Origin of the sequence: Ideonella alba (genome assembly GCF_018069875.1) — a bacterium.
GTDB lineage: Bacteria > Pseudomonadota > Gammaproteobacteria > Burkholderiales > Burkholderiaceae_C > Ideonella > Ideonella alba.
The window spans coordinates 1-22,199 of record NZ_JAGQDF010000014.1 but is presented as its reverse complement, the minus strand read 5'-3'; the positions used below and the strand labels follow the sequence as shown (position 1 = coordinate 22,199).

Genomic DNA, 22,199 nt, shown 5'->3' with positions numbered 1-22,199 from the left:
CCATCTGCCCCGCCTGCCCACCTGATCCCCGACCCCATGTCCAACGGCCTGATCCCCGCCACCATCCTGACCGGCTTCCTCGGCTCGGGCAAGACCACCCTGCTCAAGCGCGTGCTCACCGAGGCGCACGGCCAGAAGATCGCCGTCATCGAGAACGAGTTCGGTGAGGAGAACATCGACAACGACATCCTCGTCGCGGACACCAACGAGCAGGTGATCCAGATGAGCAACGGCTGCGTCTGCTGCACGATCCGCGAGGACCTGCGCTCCACGCTGGCCGACCTGGCGATGAAGCGCCGCAAGGGCGAGCTGCAGTTCGACCGCGTGGTGATCGAGACCACCGGCGTGGCCGACCCCGGCCCGGTGGCCCAGACCTTCTTCATGGACGACGAGGTGGCCGAGAGCTACCTGCTGGATTCGGTGCTGACCCTGGTCGACGCCAAGCACGCCGAGCAACAGCTCAATGACCGCCAGGAGGCGCGCCGCCAGGTGGGCTTTGCCGACCAGATCTTCATCAGCAAGTCCGACCTGGTCGACGCCGACCACCTGGCCGCGCTGCAGCACCGCCTCAAGCACATGAACCCGCGCGCGCCGCAGCGCGCGGTGCATTTCGGCGAGGTGCCGATCACCGAGGTCTTCGATCTCAAGGGCTTCAACCTCAACGCCAAGCTCGACATCGACCCCGACTTCCTCACCGAGGGCCAGGGTCACGGCCACCACCATGACCACGAGCACGAGCACGGCGAGCACTGCGACCACCCCCACCATCACGCCCACGATGACGACGTGAAGTCCTTCGTCTTCCGCAGCGACAAGGCGCTGTCGCCGTCCAAGCTGGAGGATTTCCTGGGCGCGATCGTCCAGGTCTACGGCCCCAAGATGCTGCGCTACAAGGGCGTGCTGTGGCTCAAGGGGAGCGATCGCAAGGTGATCTTCCAGGGCGTGCACCAGCTGATGGGCTCCGACCTGGGGCCCAAATGGGCCCCCGGCGAAGCCAAGACCAGCAAGATGGTCTTCATCGGCATCGACCTGCCACGCGACATCCTGTTGCAGGGCCTGGAAGGCTGTGTGGCCTGATCGTGCGCCCCTCGGCTGCGTTGTCAGCTGCGTTGAAGTGCCGGATCGCTACAATCCGCGCGCCCGAACGTGGCGGTTGCACCACATCCGCCGGGCCAACAGGGGTATAACACCCCTCGATGTTCGAGCGACGTGGCGAGGAGACCAACGTGAGCAAGACCCCGGCCAAGAGCGCCAGCACAGCGGCAGCCAAGAAGCCTGCCGCCAAGGCCCCGGCCGCCGCCAAGAAGGCTGCGGCCGAGCCGGCAGTGCCTGCTGCCCGCCCCAGCGACCGAACCACCGCCCCGCCCGCCGTGTCGCGGGCGAGCTTCTCTGACCGTTTCTCGCCCAAGAAACCTGCCCCCCGGACCGACCCCGAACCGATGACTGCCCTGAAGCCCGCCGCCAAGGCGGACCCCAAGCTGGCCAACGCCTGGAAGACCAAGGCCGGCCGCGACCTGAGCGAGCCTGAGCTGCTGGCCATGCCCGACTCGGAGTACATGAACGACAAGCAGCTGGAGTTCTTCCGTACCCGGCTGCAGGCGCTCAAGGACGACCTGCTCTCCAACGCCGGCGAGACCACCGAGCACCTGCGCGAGGACACCTCGATCGTCCCCGACCCGGCCGACCGCGCCACGATCGAGGAAGAGCACGCCCTGGAGCTGCGCACCCGCGACCGCGAGCGCAAGCTGCTGAAGAAGATCAGCCAGTCGCTGGCCCGCATCGATGCCGGCGACTACGGCTACTGCGACGAAACCGGCGAGCCGATCGGCCTGGGCCGTCTGCTGGCCCGCCCGACCGCCACGCTGTCGCTGGAAGCCCAGCAGCGTCGCGAGCTCAAGCAGAAGATGTTCGGCGACTGATCGCCGGGCAGCGCAGCAGTTCAGGAGCGCCCACCATGGCCAGCCGCGACGAAGGCAAAGGCGTGCTGAGCCGGGTGGTGCGGATGATGTCCTCGCCCACCCGGGAGCTGGTCGGTCTGGGCGCCGACAGCGGCGGCAGCCAGTTCGCCGAGGCCGAGAAGGCCGAGCTCAAGGCGATGATCGAGCGCAAGCGGCGCAACGACTTCGTCCGCAAGCGCGAGCTCAACATGCTGCGCCGCATCCGCCGCGAGGGCCTGACGCCCGAGCAGGCGGCGGCGCTCGACGCCTCGTCCAACATCGACGATTCCGAGGTCCGGCCGACCCAGCCGCCCGGCGGCGCCGACGTCGGCGTCAAGGCCAAGATCGACGCCATCGAGCAGCAGATGGTGGGCAGCGCGCCGCCGGTGCGCCCGGTGCCGGCCCGGCCCGCACCCGCCAGCGCCCGCCGGGTGGACACCGCCAGTCCTGACGGTGCCGCCACCATCCCCGCCGGCATGGTGGTGGACGGCCTGGACGAGAACACCCGGCCGATGATGATGATGCCGGCCGACGAGGCCGCGCTGCGCTCGGCGCCCACGCTGACCGAGGCCGTCGCCCCCGCGCTGCAGGTGCGCCACGGCGACACCATGCCGCTGGTCGAGGTCTCGGAAGTCGTGCACGACCACGACCTGGACGAGGCGGTGATCGCCTTCGCCAACGCCGATTTCGCCCATGCCGAGCGCGCTCTGGTCACGCTGGTCGGCCCGGGCGGCGCCCGCCATGAGAACGCCGAAACCTGGCTGACCCTGTTCGACCTGTACCGCGCCACCGGCCAGATGCAGCGCTTCGAGACCCTGGTCGCCGAGTACGGTCACCGCTTCCAGACCTCGCCGCCGCAGTGGTATTCGCTGCCGCGTCTGGTGGCCGACGCCGCACAGAGCGGCATGCTGGCGCCCCAGCCCAAGGACAGCGAGATCGGCTGGGTCTGCCCGCCCACGCTGGACGCCGCGGCCCTGACCGACCTGACCAGCCGCTGCCTGCAGCTGCCCCAGCCCTGGGTGCTGGACTGGACCGCGCTGCAGCGCGTGCAGCCCGACGCCGCCAACCAGCTGACCCGGCTGTGCCGGGAGTGGGCCGCGCAGCCGCTGCAGATGCGCTGGCTGGCCTCCGACCGGCTGTTCGCGGCGCTGGGCGAAGCAGCGCCGGTGGGCGTGCGCGACGCCGACCCGGGCTTCTGGATGGCCCGCCTGGAGGCGCTGCGCCTGACCAACCGCCCCGACCAGTTCGACGAGGTGGCGATCGACTACTGCGTGACCTACGAGGTCTCACCGCCCAGCTGGGAGCCCAGCCGCTGCGTCGCGCGGGTGGGCAGCTCGGCGGCCAACACCCGCGCCTCGTCGCTGTCGGTGGTGGGCGATGCGGTCACCACCATCCAGGGCGGCGACCACCACCATGGCGTGGCGGTCACCACGCTGGACCTCTCCGGCCAGCTGTCGGGCGACCTGGGCGTGGTGCTCAAGACGCTGGACGCCAAGCTGGGCGGCGCGCAGGTGGTGCGCATTTCCTGCGCGCTGCTGATCCGCGTCGACTTCATCGCCGCCGGCGACCTGCTGAACTGGATCATCGCCCGCAAGGGCGAGGGCCGGCACATCAGCTTCATCGAGGTGCACCGCCTGGTGGCCGCGATGTTCGGCGCGATGGGCATCGGCGAGCACGCGCCGGTGCATCTGCGCGCGGCATAGGGCCCGCACGCGGCCGGCCGGTCGCGCCTGACCTCAGGGCCGGCCCCACCCCAGGCGCCGGCTGGAGGCGGGTTGGCAGCCTGTGACGGTCGGCGGGCCTTGCACTTCCCCTTACCATTTCACCCATGGATTCGTACCACGGCACCACCATCGTCAGCGTGCGACGCCAGCGGCCCGACGGCCGCTGGCAGGTCGCGCTCGGCGGCGACGGCCAGGTCACACTGGGCCACATCGTTGTCAAGGCCAGCGCCCGCAAGGTGCGCCGGCTGCACCACGACCAGGTCCTCGCCGGCTTTGCCGGCGCCACCGCCGACGCCTTCACCCTCTTCGAGCGCTTCGAGGACAAGCTGGCCAAGCACGGCGGCCACCTGGTGCGCGCCGCGATCGAGCTGACGCGCGACTGGCGCACCGACAAGGTCCTGCGCAACCTCGAGGCCATGCTGGCGGTGGCCGACCGCGAGGCCTCGCTGATCATCACCGGCAACGGCGACGTGCTCGAACCCGAACGCGGCCTGGTGGCCATCGGCTCGGGCGGCGCCTATGCGCAGGCGGCGGCGATGGCGCTGCTGGACCACACCACGCTGGACGCCGCGCAGATCGTCAAGCAGTCGCTGGAAATCGCCGGCACGATCTGCATCTACACCAACCAGCACCACACGATCGAGGTGATTGAATGAGTCGCGCACGGTCCTGGCCGCAGGTGGCTGCGCCCAGCGCCAGGAGGGCCCCATGACGATGACGCCCAAGGAGATCGTCTCCGAACTGGACCGCCACATCGTCGGCCAGCAGGCGGCCAAGCGGGCGGTGGCGATCGCGCTGCGCAACCGCTGGCGGCGCCAGCAGGTCGACGAGAAGCTGCGCGCCGAGATCACGCCCAAGAACATCCTGATGATCGGCCCCACCGGGGTGGGCAAGACCGAGATCGCGCGCCGCCTGGCGCGGCTGGCGGATGCGCCCTTCGTCAAGGTCGAGGCCACCAAGTTCACCGAGGTGGGCTATGTCGGCAAGGACGTCGACACCATCGTGCGCGACCTGGTCGAGGTGGCGGTGAAGCAGGAGCGCGAGGCCGCCCTCAAGCGCGCCCGCCTGCGCGCCGAGGACGCCGCCGAGGACCGCATCCTGGATGTGCTGGTGCCGCCGCCGCGCGGCGGCGCCGAGCTGGGCTTTGTCGCGCCGGCACCGGCGCCCGACAACACCGCCCGCCAGGTCATGCGCAAGCGCCTGCGCGAGGGCGCGCTGAACGACAAGGAGATCGAGCTGGAGCTCGCCGAGCCGCGCGCCAGCGTCGACATCATGGCGCCCGCCGGCATGGAGGACATGGCCGAGCAGCTCAAGGGCCTGTTCGGCCAGATGGGCGCCGGACGCAAGACCACGCGCAAGCTGCGCATCCAGGAGGCGCTGCGCCAGCTCGCCGACGAGGAGGCCGCCAAGCTGGTCAACGAGGACGAGATCCGCGCCCGCGCGGTGGCCAACGCCGAGCAGAACGGCATCGTCTTCATCGACGAGATCGACAAGGTCGCCGCGCGCGCCAACACCCAGGGCGCCGATGTCTCGCGCCAGGGCGTGCAGCGCGACCTGCTGCCACTGGTGGAAGGCACCACCGTGCAGACCAAGCACGGCCTGGTGCGCACCGACCACGTGCTGTTCATCGCCTCCGGCGCCTTCCACCTGGCCAAGCCCAGCGACCTGATCCCCGAGCTGCAGGGGCGCTTCCCGATCCGGGTGGAGCTGCAGCCGCTGTCGGTCGAGGACTTCGAGGCCATCCTGGGCAGCACCCACGCCAACCTGATCCGCCAGTACCAGGCGCTGCTGGCCACCGAAGGCGTGACGCTGGAGATCGGCGCCGACGCGATCCGCCGGCTGGCCGAGGTGGCCTTCGAGGTCAACGAGCGCACCGAGAACATCGGCGCGCGCCGCCTGGCCACGGTGCTGGAGCGGCTGCTCGACGAGATCAGCTACGAGGCCCCGGACCGCAGCGGGCAGACGGTGCGCATCGACGCCGAGATGGTGGCCGCCCGGCTGGGCGAGCTGGCGCGCAACCAGGACCTGTCGCGCTACATCCTCTGAGCGCCCGGCCCGCTCAGGCCGCGACGCGCACGCGGTTGCGGCCGTCGTGCTTGGCGGTGTAGAGGGCCTGGTCGGCGCGGCGCAGCCAGTCGTCCACCGTCTCGTGGCGGCCCAGCTGGGCGACGCCGACACTGACGGTGAGTGTGCGCGGCCGGCCGTCGATCAGCAGCGCCGAGCCGGCCAGCGTGCCGCGGAATCGCTCGGTCACCGCCACCGCTTCGCGCAGCTGGGTGTCGGGCAGCAGCAGCGCGAACTCCTCGCCGCCAATGCGCGCCAGCACGTCGTAGGGCCGCACCAGCGAGCGCAGGTGGCTGGCCAGGTGCACCAGCGCCTGGTCGCCGATGTCGTGGCCGTGGTGGTCGTTGATGCGCTTGAAGTGGTCGACGTCGACGATGGCCACCGACAGCTGGCGCCCCTCGCGCCGGGCGCGCTCGCTCTCGTGGCTCAAGGCCTGCAGGAAATGGCGGCGGTTGGCCAGGCCGGTCAGGCCGTCGGTGCCGGCCAGGGTCTGCAGGCGCGCCTCGTTCTCGGCCACCGCGGCCTCCGTCAGCAGCGTCATGGCCACCGCGATCAGCACGCAGGAGATCAGCATCGACAGCATCAGGCCCTCGTGCCAGGCGGCGGGCAGCAGCGCCATGTCCGGATGGGCGGGCCAGCCGACGAGGGCGATGACTGCATAGGCGCCCAGGTTGGCCGCCACCAGCAGCGCGATGCCCCAGCGCTCCTCGGTCGACAGGATGGTGGGCACCAGGATCGCGAACAGCAGGTAATACGCGTGGATGTGGGTGACCGAGCCCTGGCCACCGCCCATGCCCAGCAGCACATCCACCATCGCCAGCAGAATCACGAACCAGCGCGCCAGCGACAGCCGCCGCTGGGCATTGAGCCACCAGGTCAGCGGTGCCAGTGCGGCCGCCGGCAGTTGCCACAGGCCGGAGGAGATCAGCGCCGCATTGCCCGACACCCAGAAGGCCAGGTTGTAGACCACGATGGCCAGCACAGTCATCAGCGCGCCGGCGTTGACCTGCAGCATCTTGCGCCGGGTGGTGGCGCTGTCGTCGGGCCGCACGCCGGCCAGCAGCAGCCGCCAGACCAGGGACGGGCGCGGCGCTGCCGAGGCGGCCATGTCCTGGTTCGATACGGCTGGACCTGCTGCTGGCATCGTGACCACAGCATACGTCGCGGACGCGATTGCTTACCATCAAGCCAGGACCGCAAGGTCGTGCGAAGCTTGCTGGATGTCACGCTGGAGTCTCGATACCCACACGTTTGTCCGCCGCGCCGTGGCCTGGGGCCTGACCGGAGCGCCCCGCGACAACCCGGCCGCCGCCCGCACCGAGCGCCGCTGGCGCTGGCCGGTGCTGCTGGCGCTGTTGCTGACCATCCCGGCCTTCTACGCCGAGCTGCTGAACCAGCACCCCAGCTACTGGGCCGATGCGGCCTACCTGCTGGCGGCTGCGGTGGTGAGCGCCCACCTCTGGCAGGTGGCCCGGCGTTGCCGGCACGCCCCCAGCCACCTGCGCGCCAACCCGACCGACCTGCTGCTGGTGGCCGGCCTGCTGGCGGCGGCGGCGGCCCCCAGCAGCCTGCAGTCCACCCCGGCCCTGGTGCTGCGCATGGCGGTGGCCGGCCTGACCCTGCTGCGCATGGTCTGGACGGTCCAGCACCTGATCACCCGTGGCGGCCTGGCCTACATGCTGCTGAGCGCGCTGGGCCTGCTGCTGGCCTGCGGCTTCGGCTACTGGTGGCTGGAGCCCAGCACCCCCACGCTGGCCGATGGCCTGTGGCTGGCCTTCACCACCGCCGCCACCGTGGGCTATGGCGACATCGTGCCGACCACACCGGCCTCGCGCATCTTCTCGGTGTTCGTGGTGATGCTGGGTTTCGGCATGCTCTCGCTGATCACCGCCGCCATCGCCACCGCCTGGGTCGAGACCGAGGAGCGGCGCCTGGAGCGCGAGTTCCTGCATGAGATCCGCCGGGAGATGGCCGCGATGCGCCAGGAGGTGCAGGCACTGCGCGAGGACCTGGCCCGCGCCCGTGGCGCCGGCGACGAGCCGCCGCCGGGCTGATCAGAGCGCCAGCCGGTGCGACTGGATGTTCAGCAGCCCGTCGAAGATCAGCGACTCCAGCAACTCGTGCGGCATGTCCAGGTAGGGCGCCACCTTCCAGCCGGCGCCGCCGGTGATCAGCACCAGCGGCTCCTCGCCCTGGCTGCGCTCGCGCAGGTGGCGGCGCATCCGCTCGATCGCGCCGGTGATGGCGTAGGTGCCGCCGCTGGTCAGCGCGTCGGAGGTGTTGGCCGGGAAGGGCATGACCTCGCCGGTGGGCACGCGCAGGCCGGCCGTGCCGCTTTCCAGCGCGCGCAGCATGATGCCGTGGCCGGGCAGGATCAGGCCGCCCAGGAAATGGCCCTCGCGGTCGATCGCGTCCACGGTCACCGCGGTGCCGATCATCACCACCAGCGCCGGCCGCGCCGGCCCGCGCGCCAGCACATGGCCGCGCGCGCCGATCATCGCCACCCAGCGGTCGGCGCCCAGCCGGGCCGGGTGGTCGTAGCCGTTGACCAGGCCCGCCTCGCGCGGCGAGGACACCACCCAGCGCGGCGTCAGGTCCCACAGCTCCAGCTGTTCTTCCACGCGGCGGCGCACCGCCTCGCCGGCCACCACGCAGCCCAGCATCGAGTGCGGCGGCGCCAGCTCGCGCCATTCCTTCTCGGCCAGCTCGTCGATCGTCTCCAGGAACACCGCGCCATGGGCCAGCAGCGCCGCGCCCGGCTGGGGCGAGGCGTACTGCGCCCACTTCAGCCGCGTGTTGCCGATGTCGATCGCCAGGAAGCTCATGGGCCGCAGCGTACCAGCGGCATTGCATCGCAGGATTGACTACGGGTAAACCCCGTCTGCGCCAAGCATCCCGCTGTCAGCCACGGCGAAAGCGGACATGGCATCATCGCCGGATTGACGTTTACGTCAACGTCAACCAACGTGACGAGCCTGCCATGACCGACCTCTCCGCCGAACACCGCGCCCTCGCCCAGTACCGCCCGACCCACAAGGTGCGCTTCGTCACCGCGGCCAGCCTGTTCGACGGCCACGACGCGGCCATCAACATCATGCGGCGCATCCTGCAGAACATGGGCGCCGAGGTGATCCACCTGGGCCACAACCGCTCGGTCGACGAGGTGGTCACCGCGGCGCTGCAGGAAGACGTGCAGGGCATCGCCGTCAGCAGCTACCAGGGCGGCCACAACGAATACTTCACCTACATGGTCGAGCTGCTGCGCGCGCGCGGCGGCGAGCACATCCAGGTCTTCGGCGGCGGCGGCGGCGTCATCGTGCCCGAGGAGATCCGCATGCTGTCGCAGCATGGGGTGCGCATCTACAGCCCGGAAGACGGCCAGCGCATGGGCCTGCAGGGCATGATCGGCGAGATGGTGATGCGCTGCGACAAGAGCCTGTCGGCGCATGCGCCCAAGAGCCTGGCCGCGATCCAGGGCCAGACCGAGCCCGCCTGGCGGGCGCTGGCGCAGCTGATCACCGCGCTCGACAACGGCGACGCCGAGGCTGCGATGGTCGACGCGGTGCGCCAGGCCGCAGCCGCCTCCACCGCGCCGGTGGTGGGCATCACCGGCACCGGCGGCGCCGGCAAGAGCAGCCTGACCGATGAGCTGATCCGCCGCTTCCGCCTGGACCAGGACGACCGCCTGCGCATCGCCGTCATCAGCATCGACCCCTCGCGCCGCAAGAGCGGCGGCGCGCTGCTGGGCGACCGCATCCGCATGAACGCCACCGGGCCGTGGCAGAACGGCGCGCGGGTCTTCATGCGCAGCCTGGCCACCCGCGACACCGGCAGTGAAGTGAGCGCAGCACTGCCCGACACCATCGCCGCCTGCAAGGCCGCCGGCTTCGACCTGGTGATCGTCGAGACCTCGGGCATCGGCCAGGGCGATGCGGCCATCGTGCCGCTGGTCGATGTGCCGATGTACGTGATGACGCCCGAGTTCGGCGCCGCCAGCCAGCTCGAGAAGATCGACATGCTGGACTTTGCCGAGCTGGTGGCGATCAACAAGTTCGACCGCAAGGGCGCCGCCGACGCGCTGCGCGACGTGGCCAAGCAGGTGCAGCGCAACCGCGAGGCCTTCACCGTCATGCCCGAGCAGATGCCGGTCTTCGGCACCCAGGCCGCGCGCTTCAACGACGACGGCGTCACCGCGCTGTACCAGGCGCTCAAGGAGCGACTGCAGGCCAAGGGCCTGGCGCTGACCGAGGGCCGGCTGCCGCGCGTGGACACCCGCCACAGCACCCACCAGACCCCCATCGTGCCGCCGGCGCGCGTGCGCTACCTGGCCGAGATTTCCGACACCGTGCGCGGCTACAAGGCCCGCGCCCGCGCCCAGGCGCGCCTGGCGCGCGAGGTGCAGCAGCTCACCGAGACCGCGCGCATGCTGGCCGAGGACAGCACCGAGAAGAACGGTGCGCGCAACACCGTGCTGGCGCTGGCCGAGCAGCGCGCCGCGCGCCTGCAACCCGACGCCCGCCAGCTGCTCGCCCAGTGGCCCGACATGGTCAAGGCCTACGCCGGCAGCGAGTACGTGGTGAAGATCCGCGACAAGGAGATCCGCACCGCGCTGACCCACACCACGCTCAGCGGCAACACCATCCGCAAGGTGGCGCTGCCGCCCTACGAGGACCACGGCGAGATCCTGAAGTGGCTGATGCTGGACAACGTGCCCGGCAGCTACCCCTACACCGCCGGCACCTTCGCCTTCAAGCGCGAGGGCGAGGACCCGACCCGCATGTTCGCAGGCGAGGGCGACGCCTTCCGCACCAACCGCCGCTTCAAGCTGGTCAGCGAGGGCATGCCGGCCAAGCGCCTGTCCACTGCGTTTGATTCGGTCACGCTCTACGGCAATGACCCCGACGCCCGGCCCGACATCTACGGCAAGGTGGGCAACTCGGGCGTGAGCATCGCCACGCTGGACGACATGAAGGTGCTGTACTCGGGCTTCGATCTGTGCAGCCCCACGACCAGCGTCAGCATGACGATCAACGGCCCGGCGCCGTCGATCCTGGCGATGTTCATGAACACCGCGATCGATCAGCAGATCGACAAGTTCAAGGCCGACAACGGCCGCGAGCCCACGCCCACCGAGGCCGCCAAGATCCGCGAGTGGGTGCTGGCCAATGTGCGCGGCACGGTGCAGGCCGACATCCTGAAGGAAGACCAGGGCCAGAACACCTGCATCTTCTCCACCGAGTTCTCGCTCAAGGTCATGGGCGACATCGCCGAGTACTTCGTGCACCACGACGTGCGCAACTTCTACTCGGTCAGCATCAGCGGCTACCACATCGCCGAAGCGGGGGCCAACCCGATCAGCCAGCTGGCCTTCACGCTCAGCAACGGCTTCACCTTCGTCGAGGCCTACCTGGCCCGCGGCATGCACATCGACGACTTCGCGCCCAACCTGAGCTTCTTCTTCAGCAACGGCATGGACCCGGAGTACACCGTGCTGGGCCGCGTGGCCCGGCGCATCTGGGCGGTGGCGATGAAGGAGAAGTACGGCGCCAACGAGCGCAGCCAGAAGCTGAAGTACCACATCCAGACATCGGGACGCAGCCTGCACGCGCAGGAGATCCAGTTCAACGACATCCGCACCACGCTGCAGGCGCTGATCGCGATCTACGACAACTGCAACTCGCTGCACACCAACGCGTTCGACGAGGCGATCACCACGCCCACCGAGGATTCGGTGCGCCGCGCGATGGCGATCCAGCTGATCATCAACCGCGAGTGGGGCCTGGCCAAGAACGAGAACCCCAACCAGGGCGCCTTCATCATCGACGAGCTGACCGAGCTGGTGGAAGAAGCGGTGCTGGCCGAGTTCGAGAAAATCGCCGAGCGCGGCGGCGTGCTCGGCGCGATGGAGACCGGCTACCAGCGCAGCAAGATCCAGGAAGAGAGCATGCATTACGAGATGCTCAAGCACACCGGCGAGTACCCCATCATCGGCGTCAACACCTTCCGCAACCCGAAGGGCGATCCGGTGCCCGAGCACATCGAGCTGGCCCGCTCCACCGAAGAAGAAAAGCAGAGCCAGCTGCAGCGCCTGGCCGACTTCCATGCCCGCCACGCCGACGAGGCCCCGGTGCAACTGGCCCGGCTGAAGCAGGCGGTGATCGAGAACGGCAACGTCTTCGAGGTGCTGATGGACGCGGTGCGCTGCTGCAGCCTGGGCCAGATCACCAGCGCCCTCTTCGAGGTGGGCGGTCAGTACCGGCGCAGCATGTGAGGCCGGCACCCCCGGGGAACCCCGGAGCAGTGTTTCGTTAGGGCGACACTCGCCCGCAACACACCAGAAACTGCTTGGCAACACCCCGGGGTGCACTCCGAGAATCGGCGGCTTGAACCAGGCGCCCGGTCATGAGCCGGCCGCCTGGGCCCCTCGTCCCGACCCACGGAGGATCCATGTTCCATCGCACCCCTTTGGCGGCCAGCCTGGTCCTGGCCATTGGCAGCGGCCTGCTCGGTACCGCCGCGCAGGCCCAGACCGCCACCGACACCCAGCGTGTCGAGGTCACCGGCTCGTCGATCAAGCGCCTCGCCTCTGAAACGGCGTTGCCGGTCACGGTCATCAGCCGCGAGCAGATCGAGCAGTCCGGCGCGGTCAACGTGGAGGACGTGCTGCGCCGCGTCGCCGCGATCTCCGGCCTGGTGTCGGACAGCACCCAGGGCGCCGGCTACGCCACCTCCAACGCCAACATGCGCAGCCTGGGCCCGAACAGCACGCTGGTGCTGCTCAACGGCCGCCGCCTCGCGGGCCACCCCTTCGGCTCGATCGGCGGCTCGGTGGCGGTGGACCTGAACAGCATCCCCTTCGCCGCGCTGGAGCGCATCGAGGTGCTGCGTGACGGCGCCTCGGCCATCTACGGCACCGACGCCGTGGCCGGCGTGATCAACTTCATCACCCGCCGCGACTACGACAAGGGCGAGATCTCGCTGCGCTACGGCGACACCGAGGCCGGTGTGGGTGGCCGCGAGACCGGCGTCTCGGTCGCCTACGGCCTGGGCAACCTGGGCACTGACAAGTTCAACCTGCTGGTCACCGGCAACGTCAAGAAGCAGACCCGCATCAAGGCGGTCGACCAGGGCCTGTACCTGCGCCACGCCACCGAGGTGCCGGGCTCGCTGCCCCCCACCTCCTACCGCGCCTTCCCGGGCCGCCTGATGGATGTGGGCATCACCCCGGGCGCCTACGACAACCCGGGCGCCAACATGGCGGCCTGCGACCCGGTCAACTCGGTGGTCCAGGACACCGGCAACCTGGCGCCCAACGGCGTGGACACCATCAAGCGCTGCCGCGCGATCTACGCGGCGCTGGTGGACAACCTGCCCGACAGCACCAAGTCCGACCTCTTCACCCGCGGCACCTTCGCGCTGGACAGCAACACCACGCTGTTCGCCGAAGCCTCGTTCGCGCGCAACCACACCATCGGCCGCGTCGCGCCCACGCCGATCAGCGGCGACGCGATGAAGGTGCTGCCCAACGGCAACTACCCGAACGTGCTGATGCCCACCAGCAGCCGCTACTTCCCGCTGGCGCTGCTGACGCGCCTGGGCTTCACCGCGGCCGACTGGGATCCGGATGGCGACGGCTTCGCCGAGATCGCCACCCGCTCGCTGGACATGGGCAACCGGGTCAACGACAACACCAACGAGCAGTTGCGCCTGGTCACCGGCGTTTCGGGCCTGTGGAACCAGTGGGACTACGACGTCGGCCTGAGCGTGGCCCAGGCCCGTGGCACGCTGAACTACAGCGGCTACCTGCTGCAAGACCCGTACCTGGCCGCGCTGCGCAGCGGCAACGTCAACCCCTTCGGCCCGAACGACGCCACCGGCCAGCAGCTGCTGAAGGACGCCTCGCTGGTGGGCGTGGTGCGCAAGTCCAAGAGCACCGTGATCGGCGTGGACGCCAAGATGAGCCGCGAGATCGGCCGCCTCGCCGGTGGCGCGATGTCGCTGGCCCTGGGCACCGATGTGCGCCAGGAGAAGGCCGACGACCGGCCCACCAACGCCGACTACTCGGCCGGCGCCCACATCGGCGGCGAGGGCTCGGTGCCGCGCACCTCGGCCAGCCGCAAGGCCTATGCGCTGTTCTCGGAACTGGCCATGCCCTTCATGAAGGAGGTCGAGCTGACCGCCGCCGCGCGCTACGACAAGTACAGCGACTTCGGCAGCAGCTTCAACCCCGCACTGAAGCTGCGCATCCAGCCCGACCGCAGCTGGATGGTCCGCGCCAGCGCCGGCACGGGCTTCCGCGCGCCCACGCTGTGGGACGTCAACAGCCCGACGTCCAACACCAACACCGCCGACGTGCAGGTCGATCCGAACTGCCCGGCCGGCCACGCCGACGATCCGCGCTGCGAAACCCAGTTCAACGTCAAGCTGACCAGCGACCCCAACCTCAAGCCCGAGAAGAGCCGCCAGTTCTCGGTGGGCGTGGTGCTGGAGCCGGTGCGCGACATCAGCATGGCGCTGGACTACTGGTCGATCCGCAAGAGCGACCAGATCGGCGTGATCTCGGGTGACCAGCTGATGAGCGACCCGGCGCTGTACGCCAAGTACGCCGCCACCCGCATCACCCGCACCACCGACGGCTTCATCTCGTCGATCTCCACCCCGGTGGAGAACCTCGGCGGCCTGCGCACCTCGGGCTTCGACCTGGACGTGCGCGCCGGCTTCGGCCTGGGCGAGTACGGCAAGCTGGGTGTGAGCTTCGCCGGCACCTACATCAGCGTGTGGGAGCAGCAGAACGGCAAGGGCTCGGCCTACAAGAGCTATGTGGGCGTGTCCACCGGCGGCGTGCAACCCATCCCGCGCTGGCAGCACACGCTGGGCTTCGACTGGAGCCTGGGCGTGTGGGGCGCCACGCTGGAGAACACCTTCGTCAAGGGCTGGACCGAGTCCGCGGCGGTGGTGGATGCCAACCTGGGTGTCGCCCAGCCCTACAACGTCAACGACACCACGCGCTGGAACCTGGCCGTCAGCTACAAGGGCTTCAAGAACACGCGCCTGGGCCTGGGCGTGCGCAACCTGCTGGACGCCGAGCCGCCGTTCGTCGCCTCGTCGAGCTACGGCTCGCACTCGGCGGGCTTCGCCGGCTCCTTTGCCGATCCGCGTGGCCGCTTCTGGTACCTGACCGCGTCCTACCAGTTCAAGTGATCGGCCGCGGGCAGCGCCCGCGCTGACCTGACACGCCAAGGGGCTCCCACCGGGAGCCCCTTGTTCATGGCGGTGCCGGGCCAACCCCGAGCAGGCCGGGCCGGGCGTCGGGGCAGAATCGACGCTTTTCGTGGCCGGCCGCCCCACCCGGGTGGCTGGTTGGTGCCGGCGGCCTGATCGGGCCGCTGGCGGTATGGCCCAGGAATGATCCCGATGCTGAACTCTCGCGTGCGAACCCTGTCGCTGCTGCTGGCCCTGGCCGTGGCGACCCCGGCGCTGACCGCCGCTCCCCGCTCCGGCCTCGACAGCGCCGCTGCCGTCCGCGCCGTGCGTCCCCAGGACGACCTCTTCCGCGCCGCCAACGGCCAATGGCTGCGGCGCACCGTCATCCCGGCCGACAAGCCCGAATTCGGCACCTTCGTCGAACTTGGCGAGAGCTCCGACCAGCAGGTGCGCGCGATCATCGAGGAGATGGCCGCGCGGCGCGATCGGGCCCAGGGCCTGGAGGCCCAGATCGGCCACACCTACGCCGCCTTCCTGGACACCGCCGCGATCGACCGCGCCGGCCTGGCCCCGGTGCGTCCGCTGCTGGCCGAGGTCGATGCGATCGATTCGCCCAGCGCACTGGCCAGCTACCTGGGCCGCCAGGTGGCCGGCTCGGTCAGCCCGATCGGGCTGGGGGTCGAGGCCGACTTCAAGAACCCCCAGGTCTACCGCCTGCTGACCTGGCAGGGCGGCCTGGGCCTGCCCGAGCGTGACTACTACCTGAACCAGCGCGACCCCCGCATGGCCCAGGCCCGCGCCGCCTACCTGCGCTACCTGGGCGTGCTGGCGCGCGCCGCGGGCGAGCGCCAGCCGGCCGCGGCCGCGCAGCGCGTCTACGCGCTGGAGCGCCGCCTGGCCGAGCTGCACTGGGAAAGCGCCGAGCTGCGCGACCCGGTCAAGATGTACAACCCGGCCACCCCGGCCGAGCTGCCCGCCAAGGCGCCGGGCTTCGACTGGGCGGCCTTCCTGCAGGGCGCGGGCACGCCGGCGCCGGCCTCGGTGATGCTGTCGCAGCCCAGCTTCGTCACCGGCGCGGCCAAGCTGCTGGCCGAGCAGCCGCTGGCCGACTGGAAGCTCTACGCCAAGCTGCACCTGCTCGACGACCTGGCGCCGGCCCTGCCCAAGGCGCTGCGCGACGCGCACTTCGCCTTCCACGGCAAGGCCATCAATGGCACCCAGAGCCCGCGCCCGCGCTGGCAGCAGGCGGTGCGCCAGGTCAACAGCGCGCTGGGCGAGGGCGTGGGCCAGCTCTATGTGGCGCGCCATTTCCCGCCCGAGCACAAGGCCAAGATGCTGCGGCTGGTGAACAACCTGCTGGCGGCCTACAAGGACTCGATCGACCAGCTGTCGTGGATGTCCCCCGAGACCCGCGTGCAGGCCCAGGCCAAGCTGGCCAAGTATGCGGTGAAGATCGGCTACCCCGAGCGCTGGCGCGACTACAGCGGTCTGGAGGTGCGCCCGGGTGACGCGCTGGGCAACCTGCGGCGCGCCGCGCAGTTCGAGTGGGCGCGACAGGCGCGCAAGGTCGACCAGCCGGTGGACCGCAGCGAGTGGGGCATGACGCCGCAGACCGTCAACGCCTACTACAACCCGATGGCCAACGAGATCGTCTTCCCGGCCGCCATCCTGCGTCCGCCCTTCTTCGACCCCGAGGCCGATGACGCGGTCAACTACGGCGCGATCGGTGCGGTCATCGGCCACGAGATCAGCCACGGCTTCGACGACAGCGGCAGCCAGTTCGACGGCGATGGCGCGCTGCGCAACTGGTGGACCGACGCCGACCGCCAGGCTTTTGACGCCCTGGGCCAGCGCCTGGTCAGCCAGTACAGCAGCTACCAGCCGCTGCCCGGGCGCTCGCTCGACGGCAAGCTGACGCTGGGCGAGAACATCGCCGACCTGTCGGGCCTGCAGGTTGCCTACAAGGCCTACCGGCGCTCCCTGGGCGACCAGGCGGCGCCGGTGATCGACGGCCTCAGCGGCTCACAGCGCTTCTTCCTGGGCTGGGCGCAGGCCTGGCGCGAGAAGACCCGGCCCGAGCGCACGCTGCAGCTGCTGGCCACCGACCCGCACTCGCCGCCCGAGTACCGCGCCAATGGCGCCGCGGTGAACCACGACGGCTTCCACGACGCCTTCAGCACCCGCTCGGGCGACAAGATGTGGAAGGCGCCGGACGAGCGGATCCGGATCTGGTGATCAGCGGCTGGCCGCCGACGCGGCCGGCAGCAGCGTCACATTGGCCTGCCCACCGATGCAGTTCTGGGTCTGGCCGGCCTTGCAGGGGGCGGGCGTCACGCCCGGGATCGCGCGCGGGTGGGCGCCCGGACGCAGCAGCAGCAGGCTCCACAGCGCCACCACCACCGCCACGGTCAGGGCGATGATCTTCAGGCGCTGGCGGCGGTTGATGGGTCGGAACTTGTCGACCTGGGGGACCGGCTGGGTGGGCTGTTCGGGCGGCATGCGCCGATTGTCCGCCATGCCGGACGGCGATAGCAGCTATCGGTCGGCCATGCCGTCCGCTGCGGGTGGACCCTAGGGCCGGGGCGGGCGGGCGCTGCCCACAATCGGCGCTCCCCTCGCCTGACAGGAGTGCCGCCATGACCCGTCGTCGCCATCTGATCGCCCTGGCCTGCGCCACCGCGTTGGCCGCCCCACTGAGCGCCCATGCCCAGGCCGACACCGTGAAGATCGGTGTGATCCTGCCGATGACCGGCCAGAGCGCGTCCACCGGCAAGCAGATCGCCGCCGCGATCCAGCTGTTCCAGGCGCAGAACGGCAAGAAGGCCGGCGGCAAGACGGTCGAGGTGCTGATCAAGGACGACGCCGGCGTGGCCGACAACACCCGCCGTCTGGCCCAGGAACTGGTGGTCAACGACAAGGTGGTGGCGCTGGCCGGCTTCGGCCTGACGCCGCTGGCGCTGGCCACGGCGCCGATTGCCACGCAGAGCAAGACCCCGATGGTGGTGATGGCCGCGGCCACCTCGGCCATCACCGAGGCCTCGCCCTACATCACCCGCACCAGCTTCACGCTGCCGCAGGCCGCGGTGGCGATGGGCGACTGGGCGCCGAAGAACGGCATCAAGAAGGTGGTGACCCTGGTCACCGACTACGGCCCCGGCAACGACGCCGAGAAGTACTTCAGCGACCGCATCCTGCTCAACAGCGGCCAGGTGCTCGAAAAGCTGCGCACCCCGCTGCGCAGCCCCGACTTCGCGCCGGTGCTGCAGAAGGTGCGCGACGCCAAGCCCGACGCGCTGTTTGTCTTCCTGCCCTCGGGCCAGGGGGCGCAGTTCATGAAGCAGTTCGGCGAGCGCGGTCTGGACAAGGCCGGCATCAAGCTGATCGGCACCGGCGACATCACTGATGACGATCAGCTCAATGACATGGGCGACGTGGCGCTGGGCGTGGTCACCACCCAGCACTACTCGGCCGCCCACCCCAGCCCGATGAACAAGAAGTTCGTCGCCGACTTCCAGGCCATGCACAAGTTCCGCCCCAACTTCATGGCGGTCGGCGGCTGGGACGGCATGCGCCTGCTCTACAACGGCCTGAACGCCAGCAAGGGCGCCGGCAACGACGCGCTGATGGCGGCGCTCAAGGGCCAGGTCTTCGAGAGCCCGCGCGGCCAGATCCTGATCGACGCACAGACGCGCGAGATCGTGCAGGACATCTACACCCGCCGCGTCGAGAAGAAGGACGGCCAGCTCTGGAACGTCGAGTTCGACGTGCAGAAGTCGGTCAAGGACCCCGGCAAGACAAAGTGAGCCGCAGCGGCTGATCGCGCGCCATGCTGACCCTGCTGTTCGACGGCATCGCCTACGGCATGCTGCTGTTCGTGCTGGCGCTGGGGCTGGCCGTGACGATGGGGCTGATGAACTTCATCAACCTCGCGCACGGCGCCTTCGCGATGGCCGGCGGCTATGTGCTGGCGGTGCTGATGCACCACCACGGCTGGCCCTTCCTGGCCTGCCTGCCGGCGGCCTTCGTCCTGACCGCGCTGGCCGGCGCGCTGGCCGAGCGGCTGCTCTACCGCCACCTCTACGGCCGCCCCCACCTGGACCAGGTGCTGTTCTCGATCGGCCTGACCTTCATGGCGGTGGCGGCGGTGGACTATGCGGTGGGCTCATCGCCGGTGACGATCCAGACCCCCGAGTGGCTGCGCGGGCGCTTCGAGTTCGGCGACGGCGCCTGGCAACTGGGCATGGGCCACTACCGGCTGTTCGTGATCGCGGTCTGCCTGGTGCTGGCGCTGGCGCTGCAGGCGGTGCTCAGCCGCACCCGCTTCGGCAGCCGGCTGCGCGCCGCGGTGGATGACCCGCGCGTGGCCGCCGGCCTGGGCATTCCGGTCGACCGCGTCTTCCTGCTGACCTTCGCGGTGGGCTCGGGCCTGGCCGGCCTGGGCGGCGCGCTGGGCGCGGACCTGCTGGGGCTGGAGCCCAGCTTCCCGCTGAAGTACATGGTCTATTTCCTGATCGTCTGCGCGGTGGGCGGCACCAGCTCCATCACCGGCCCGCTGCTGGCCGCATTGCTGCTGGGCTGCGCTGACGTGCTGGGCAAGTACTACGTGCCCAAGCTGGGCGCCTTCATCGTCTATGTGCTGATGATCGCCATCCTGCTGTGGCGTCCGCAGGGCCTGTTCACGCGGGAGAAGCGCTGATGAGCGATCTGTCCGCCCGGCTGCTCGCCCCGGCCCGCTGGAAGCCCTGGGAGCTCGCGCTGTGGGTGCTGATCTGGGCCGCACCGATCGCGCTGCCCCAGCATGCCGCGCTGATCAATGACATCGCGATCACGGCCCTCTTCGCGCTGTCGCTGGACATCGTGCTGGGCTATGCCGGCATCGTGTCGCTGGGCCATGCGGCCTTCTTCGGCGTGGGCGCCTACGGCGCGGCGCTGTTTGCCAAGCACCTGCACCCCGACCCGCTGCTGGGCCTGGCGGTGGGCGCCGCATTGGCCGCGCTGCTGGGCGCGCTGACCAGCCCGATGATCGTGCGCGGCACCGACCTGACGCGGCTGATGGTGACCATGGGTGTGGCCGGCGTGCTGTACGAATTGGCCAACAAGTTCGACGGCCTGACCGGCGGCGCCGACGGCCTGCAGGGCGTGCTGATGGGCCCGCTGCTGGGCCAGTTCGAGTTCGACCTGGGCGCGCGCGTGGCCTCGTTCTACTCGCTGGCGGTGCTGTTCGTCGTCTTCGTGCTGGTGCGGCGGGTGCTGCAATCGCCTTTCGGCGTCTCGCTGGAGGCGCTGCGCGACAACCGCCTGCGCCTGGCCAGCGCCGGCATGAGCGTGCAAGGGCGGCTGGCCGTGGCCTACACGCTGGGCGCCGCGCTGGCTGGCCTGGCGGGTGCGCTGCTGGCGCAGACCACCGGCTTTGCGTCGCTGGACGTGCTCGACTTCCACCGCAGCGCCGACATCATGCTGGCGCTGGTGATCGGCGGCGCCGGCTGGCTGTGGGCCGGCCTGGCCGGCGCGATCGCCTTCAAGGTGCTGCACGATGTGCTGAGTGCCTTCACCGCCCAGTACTGGACCTTCTGGATCGGCGCTTTCCTGGTGCTGCTGATGCTGGTGGGCCGCGACCGGCTGCTGCGGCCGTGGCGCTGGTTCAGGAAGGGCAACGCATGAACGATGTGGTTCTGCAGACCCACGGCCTGGTGAAGCGCTTCGGCGGCATCACGGCCACCAACAACGTGTCGATGACGCTGCGGCGCGGCGCGCGCCATGCGCTGATCGGCCCCAACGGCGCCGGCAAGACCACGCTGATCAACCAGCTCACCGGCGTGCTGCCGCCCACCGAGGGCCGGGTGGAACTGGGCGGCCAGGACATCACCGCGCTGCCGGCGCACCGGCGCGTGGCGCTGGGCCTGGTGCGCACCTTCCAGATCAACCAGCTGTGGCCCTCGCTGACGCCGGCGCAGAGTCTGGCGCTGGTGGTCAGCCAGCGCCTGGGCCGCTCGCGCCGCTGGTGGCGGCCGCTGGGCGCCGACGACACCGTGCTGGCCGAGGTGGCCACGCTGCTGGCGCAGTTCCACCTGGACGAGCAGGCCCACCGCGCCACCCGTGAGCTGCCGTACGGCAAGCGGCGGCTGCTGGAGATCGCGCTGGCCGTGGCCCTGCAGCCGCGCGTGCTGCTGCTGGACGAACCCGCTGCCGGCGTGCCTGCGGCCGAGCGCGGCGAGATCCTGGCCACCGTGGCCGCGCTGCCGGCCGATGTGAGCGTGCTGCTGATCGAGCACGACATGGACCTGGTCTTCAGCTTCGCCACCACGATGACGGTGCTGGTCAACGGCACCGTGCTGACCGAGGGCACGCCCGAGGCGATCGCCGCCGACCCGCAGGTGCGCGCCGTCTACCTGGGCGATTCGATGGCCGGTATCCGGCCGGGACACTGAGCATGGCTGCGCTGCTGGACGTGCAACACCTGACCTGCGGCCACGGCGAGGCCGTGGTGCTGCAGGACGTCTCCTTCACCCTCCCCGAAGGCCGCTCGCTGGCGCTGCTGGGCCGCAACGGCACCGGCAAGACCACGCTGATCGACACGCTGGCCGGCGCCGCGCGCCGCCACGCCGGCACGATCACGCTGGCCGGTCAGGCGCTGCACGCCCTGCCCTCGCACCGCCGCGCCGCCGCCGGCATCGGCTGGGTGCCGCAGGAGCGCAACATCTTCAAGTCGCTCACGGTGCACGAGAATCTGACCGCAGTGATGCGCCCCGGCCCCTGGTCGCCCGAGCGCGTGTACCAACTCTTCCCGCGCCTGGCCGAGCGCCGCCAGAACCTGGGCACCCAGCTCAGCGGCGGCGAACAGCAGATGCTGGCCTTCGCCCGCGCCTTGGTGCTGAACCCCAAGCTGCTGCTGCTCGATGAGCCGCTGGAGGGCCTGGCGCCGATCATCGTGGAAGAACTGCTGCGGGCGATCCGCCGTGTCGCCCGCGACGAGGGCCTGCCCTCGATCGTGGTGGAACAGCACCCGCAGATGGTGCTGGGCGTCACCGACGACGCCATCGTGCTGGACCGCGGCAGCATCGCCTACCGCGCCACCAGCGAAGCCTTGCTGGCTGACCCAACGCCGCTGGATGCGTGGTTGGGGGTCGGGCAGCACTGAGGCGGCTCCTGCCCGGAGCGCCCGTTGGTCTGACTGCGTCGGTGTGGTGCGGCGTGCGAGGGGGAGTTCGCTTGTCCTCATGTCCCCCGGCCTGCGGCCTCCTCCTTGACTTCGGCCAAGCGAACTCCCCCT

The 22,199-nt window shown here is 70.2% G+C and carries 17 protein-coding genes; 14 read left to right on the top strand and 3 right to left on the bottom strand.

Annotated features, from left to right (window positions below; all coding sequences use genetic code 11):
* The first annotated feature begins 36 nt into the window (after positions 1-36).
* From KAK07_RS20530 to hslU, 5 genes are all read left to right on the top strand, one after another.
* Positions 37-1,077 carry a CobW family GTP-binding protein gene (locus tag KAK07_RS20530; RefSeq protein WP_210862965.1) on the top strand — a complete coding sequence of 347 codons (1,041 nt, stop codon included), beginning with the start codon at positions 37-39 and terminating at the stop codon, positions 1,075-1,077.
* Positions 1,078-1,196: 119 nt separating this feature from the next.
* Positions 1,197-1,919 (top strand): RNA polymerase-binding protein DksA, encoded by a 723-nt coding sequence (dksA, locus tag KAK07_RS20525; protein WP_247661326.1) that lies wholly within the window; start codon positions 1,197-1,199, stop codon positions 1,917-1,919.
* 35 nt (positions 1,920-1,954) lie between these two features.
* A complete protein-coding gene (locus KAK07_RS20520) occupies positions 1,955-3,640 on the top strand; it encodes an STAS domain-containing protein (RefSeq protein ID WP_210862963.1) in 1,686 nt (561 codons plus the stop codon).
* Positions 3,641-3,765: 125 nt separating this feature from the next.
* Entirely contained in the window at positions 3,766-4,317 is a 552-nt protein-coding gene (gene hslV, locus KAK07_RS20515; RefSeq protein ID WP_210856719.1) for an ATP-dependent protease subunit HslV, read from the top strand.
* Positions 4,318-4,369: 52 nt separating this feature from the next.
* Positions 4,370-5,707: an ATP-dependent protease ATPase subunit HslU gene (hslU, locus tag KAK07_RS20510; RefSeq protein ID WP_210856720.1), complete on the top strand. Its 1,338-nt coding sequence runs from the start codon at positions 4,370-4,372 to the stop codon at positions 5,705-5,707.
* Positions 5,708-5,720: 13 nt separating this feature from the next.
* Here the strand turns inward: hslU and KAK07_RS20505 are convergent, their stop codons facing one another.
* Positions 5,721-6,833 carry a GGDEF domain-containing protein gene (locus tag KAK07_RS20505; protein ID WP_210856721.1) on the bottom strand — a complete coding sequence of 371 codons (1,113 nt, stop codon included), beginning with the start codon at positions 6,831-6,833 and terminating at the stop codon, positions 5,721-5,723.
* A gap of 112 nt (positions 6,834-6,945) precedes the next feature.
* Here KAK07_RS20505 and KAK07_RS25470 point away from each other — a divergent pair, with 112 nt between their 5' ends.
* Entirely contained in the window at positions 6,946-7,779 is an 834-nt protein-coding gene (locus KAK07_RS25470) for a potassium channel family protein (protein WP_247661327.1), read from the top strand.
* Here the strand turns inward: KAK07_RS25470 and KAK07_RS20495 are convergent, their stop codons facing one another.
* Positions 7,780-8,550, bottom strand: coding sequence for a type III pantothenate kinase (locus tag KAK07_RS20495; protein WP_210856722.1), 771 nt, complete (start codon positions 8,548-8,550; stop codon positions 7,780-7,782). It abuts the gene before it with no gap.
* A gap of 155 nt (positions 8,551-8,705) precedes the next feature.
* Between KAK07_RS20495 and icmF the strand changes: the two genes are divergently transcribed.
* The 3 genes from icmF (at position 8,706) to KAK07_RS20480 (ending at position 17,164) form a co-directional block, all read left to right on the top strand.
* Positions 8,706-11,996: a fused isobutyryl-CoA mutase/GTPase IcmF gene (gene icmF / locus KAK07_RS20490; protein WP_210856723.1), complete on the top strand. Its 3,291-nt coding sequence runs from the start codon at positions 8,706-8,708 to the stop codon at positions 11,994-11,996.
* Positions 11,997-12,172: 176 nt separating this feature from the next.
* Positions 12,173-14,926, top strand: a complete 2,754-nt coding sequence (locus KAK07_RS20485) for a TonB-dependent receptor plug domain-containing protein (protein WP_210862961.1) — start codon at positions 12,173-12,175, stop codon at positions 14,924-14,926.
* A gap of 213 nt (positions 14,927-15,139) precedes the next feature.
* On the top strand, positions 15,140-17,164 hold the full coding sequence (locus KAK07_RS20480; protein ID WP_210862959.1) for a M13 family metallopeptidase: 2,025 nt from the start codon (positions 15,140-15,142) through the stop codon (positions 17,162-17,164).
* On the opposite strand, the gene KAK07_RS20475 is transcribed toward KAK07_RS20480, so the two are convergent.
* A complete protein-coding gene (locus KAK07_RS20475; protein WP_210862957.1) occupies positions 17,165-17,428 on the bottom strand; it encodes a hypothetical protein in 264 nt (87 codons plus the stop codon).
* Positions 17,429-17,565: 137 nt separating this feature from the next.
* On the opposite strand from KAK07_RS20475, the gene KAK07_RS20470 reads away from it, so the two are divergent.
* Genes KAK07_RS20470 through KAK07_RS20450 form a run of 5 tightly spaced genes read left to right on the top strand, consistent with a single transcriptional unit; the run spans position 17,566 to position 22,067 of the window.
* Positions 17,566-18,732 carry an ABC transporter substrate-binding protein gene (locus KAK07_RS20470; RefSeq protein ID WP_210862956.1) on the top strand — a complete coding sequence of 389 codons (1,167 nt, stop codon included), beginning with the start codon at positions 17,566-17,568 and terminating at the stop codon, positions 18,730-18,732.
* Positions 18,733-18,755: 23 nt separating this feature from the next.
* Positions 18,756-19,625 (top strand): branched-chain amino acid ABC transporter permease, encoded by an 870-nt coding sequence (locus tag KAK07_RS20465; protein ID WP_210862954.1) that lies wholly within the window; start codon positions 18,756-18,758, stop codon positions 19,623-19,625.
* Positions 19,625-20,590, top strand: coding sequence for a branched-chain amino acid ABC transporter permease (locus KAK07_RS20460; protein ID WP_210856729.1), 966 nt, complete (start codon positions 19,625-19,627; stop codon positions 20,588-20,590). Before KAK07_RS20465 ends, KAK07_RS20460 begins: the two co-directional genes overlap by 1 nt.
* A complete protein-coding gene (locus tag KAK07_RS20455) occupies positions 20,587-21,357 on the top strand; it encodes an ABC transporter ATP-binding protein (RefSeq protein ID WP_210856730.1) in 771 nt (256 codons plus the stop codon). Before KAK07_RS20460 ends, KAK07_RS20455 begins: the two co-directional genes overlap by 4 nt.
* Positions 21,358-21,359: 2 nt before the next feature.
* Entirely contained in the window at positions 21,360-22,067 is a 708-nt protein-coding gene (locus KAK07_RS20450; protein ID WP_210856731.1) for an ABC transporter ATP-binding protein, read from the top strand.
* Positions 22,068-22,199: the final 132 nt, after the last annotated feature.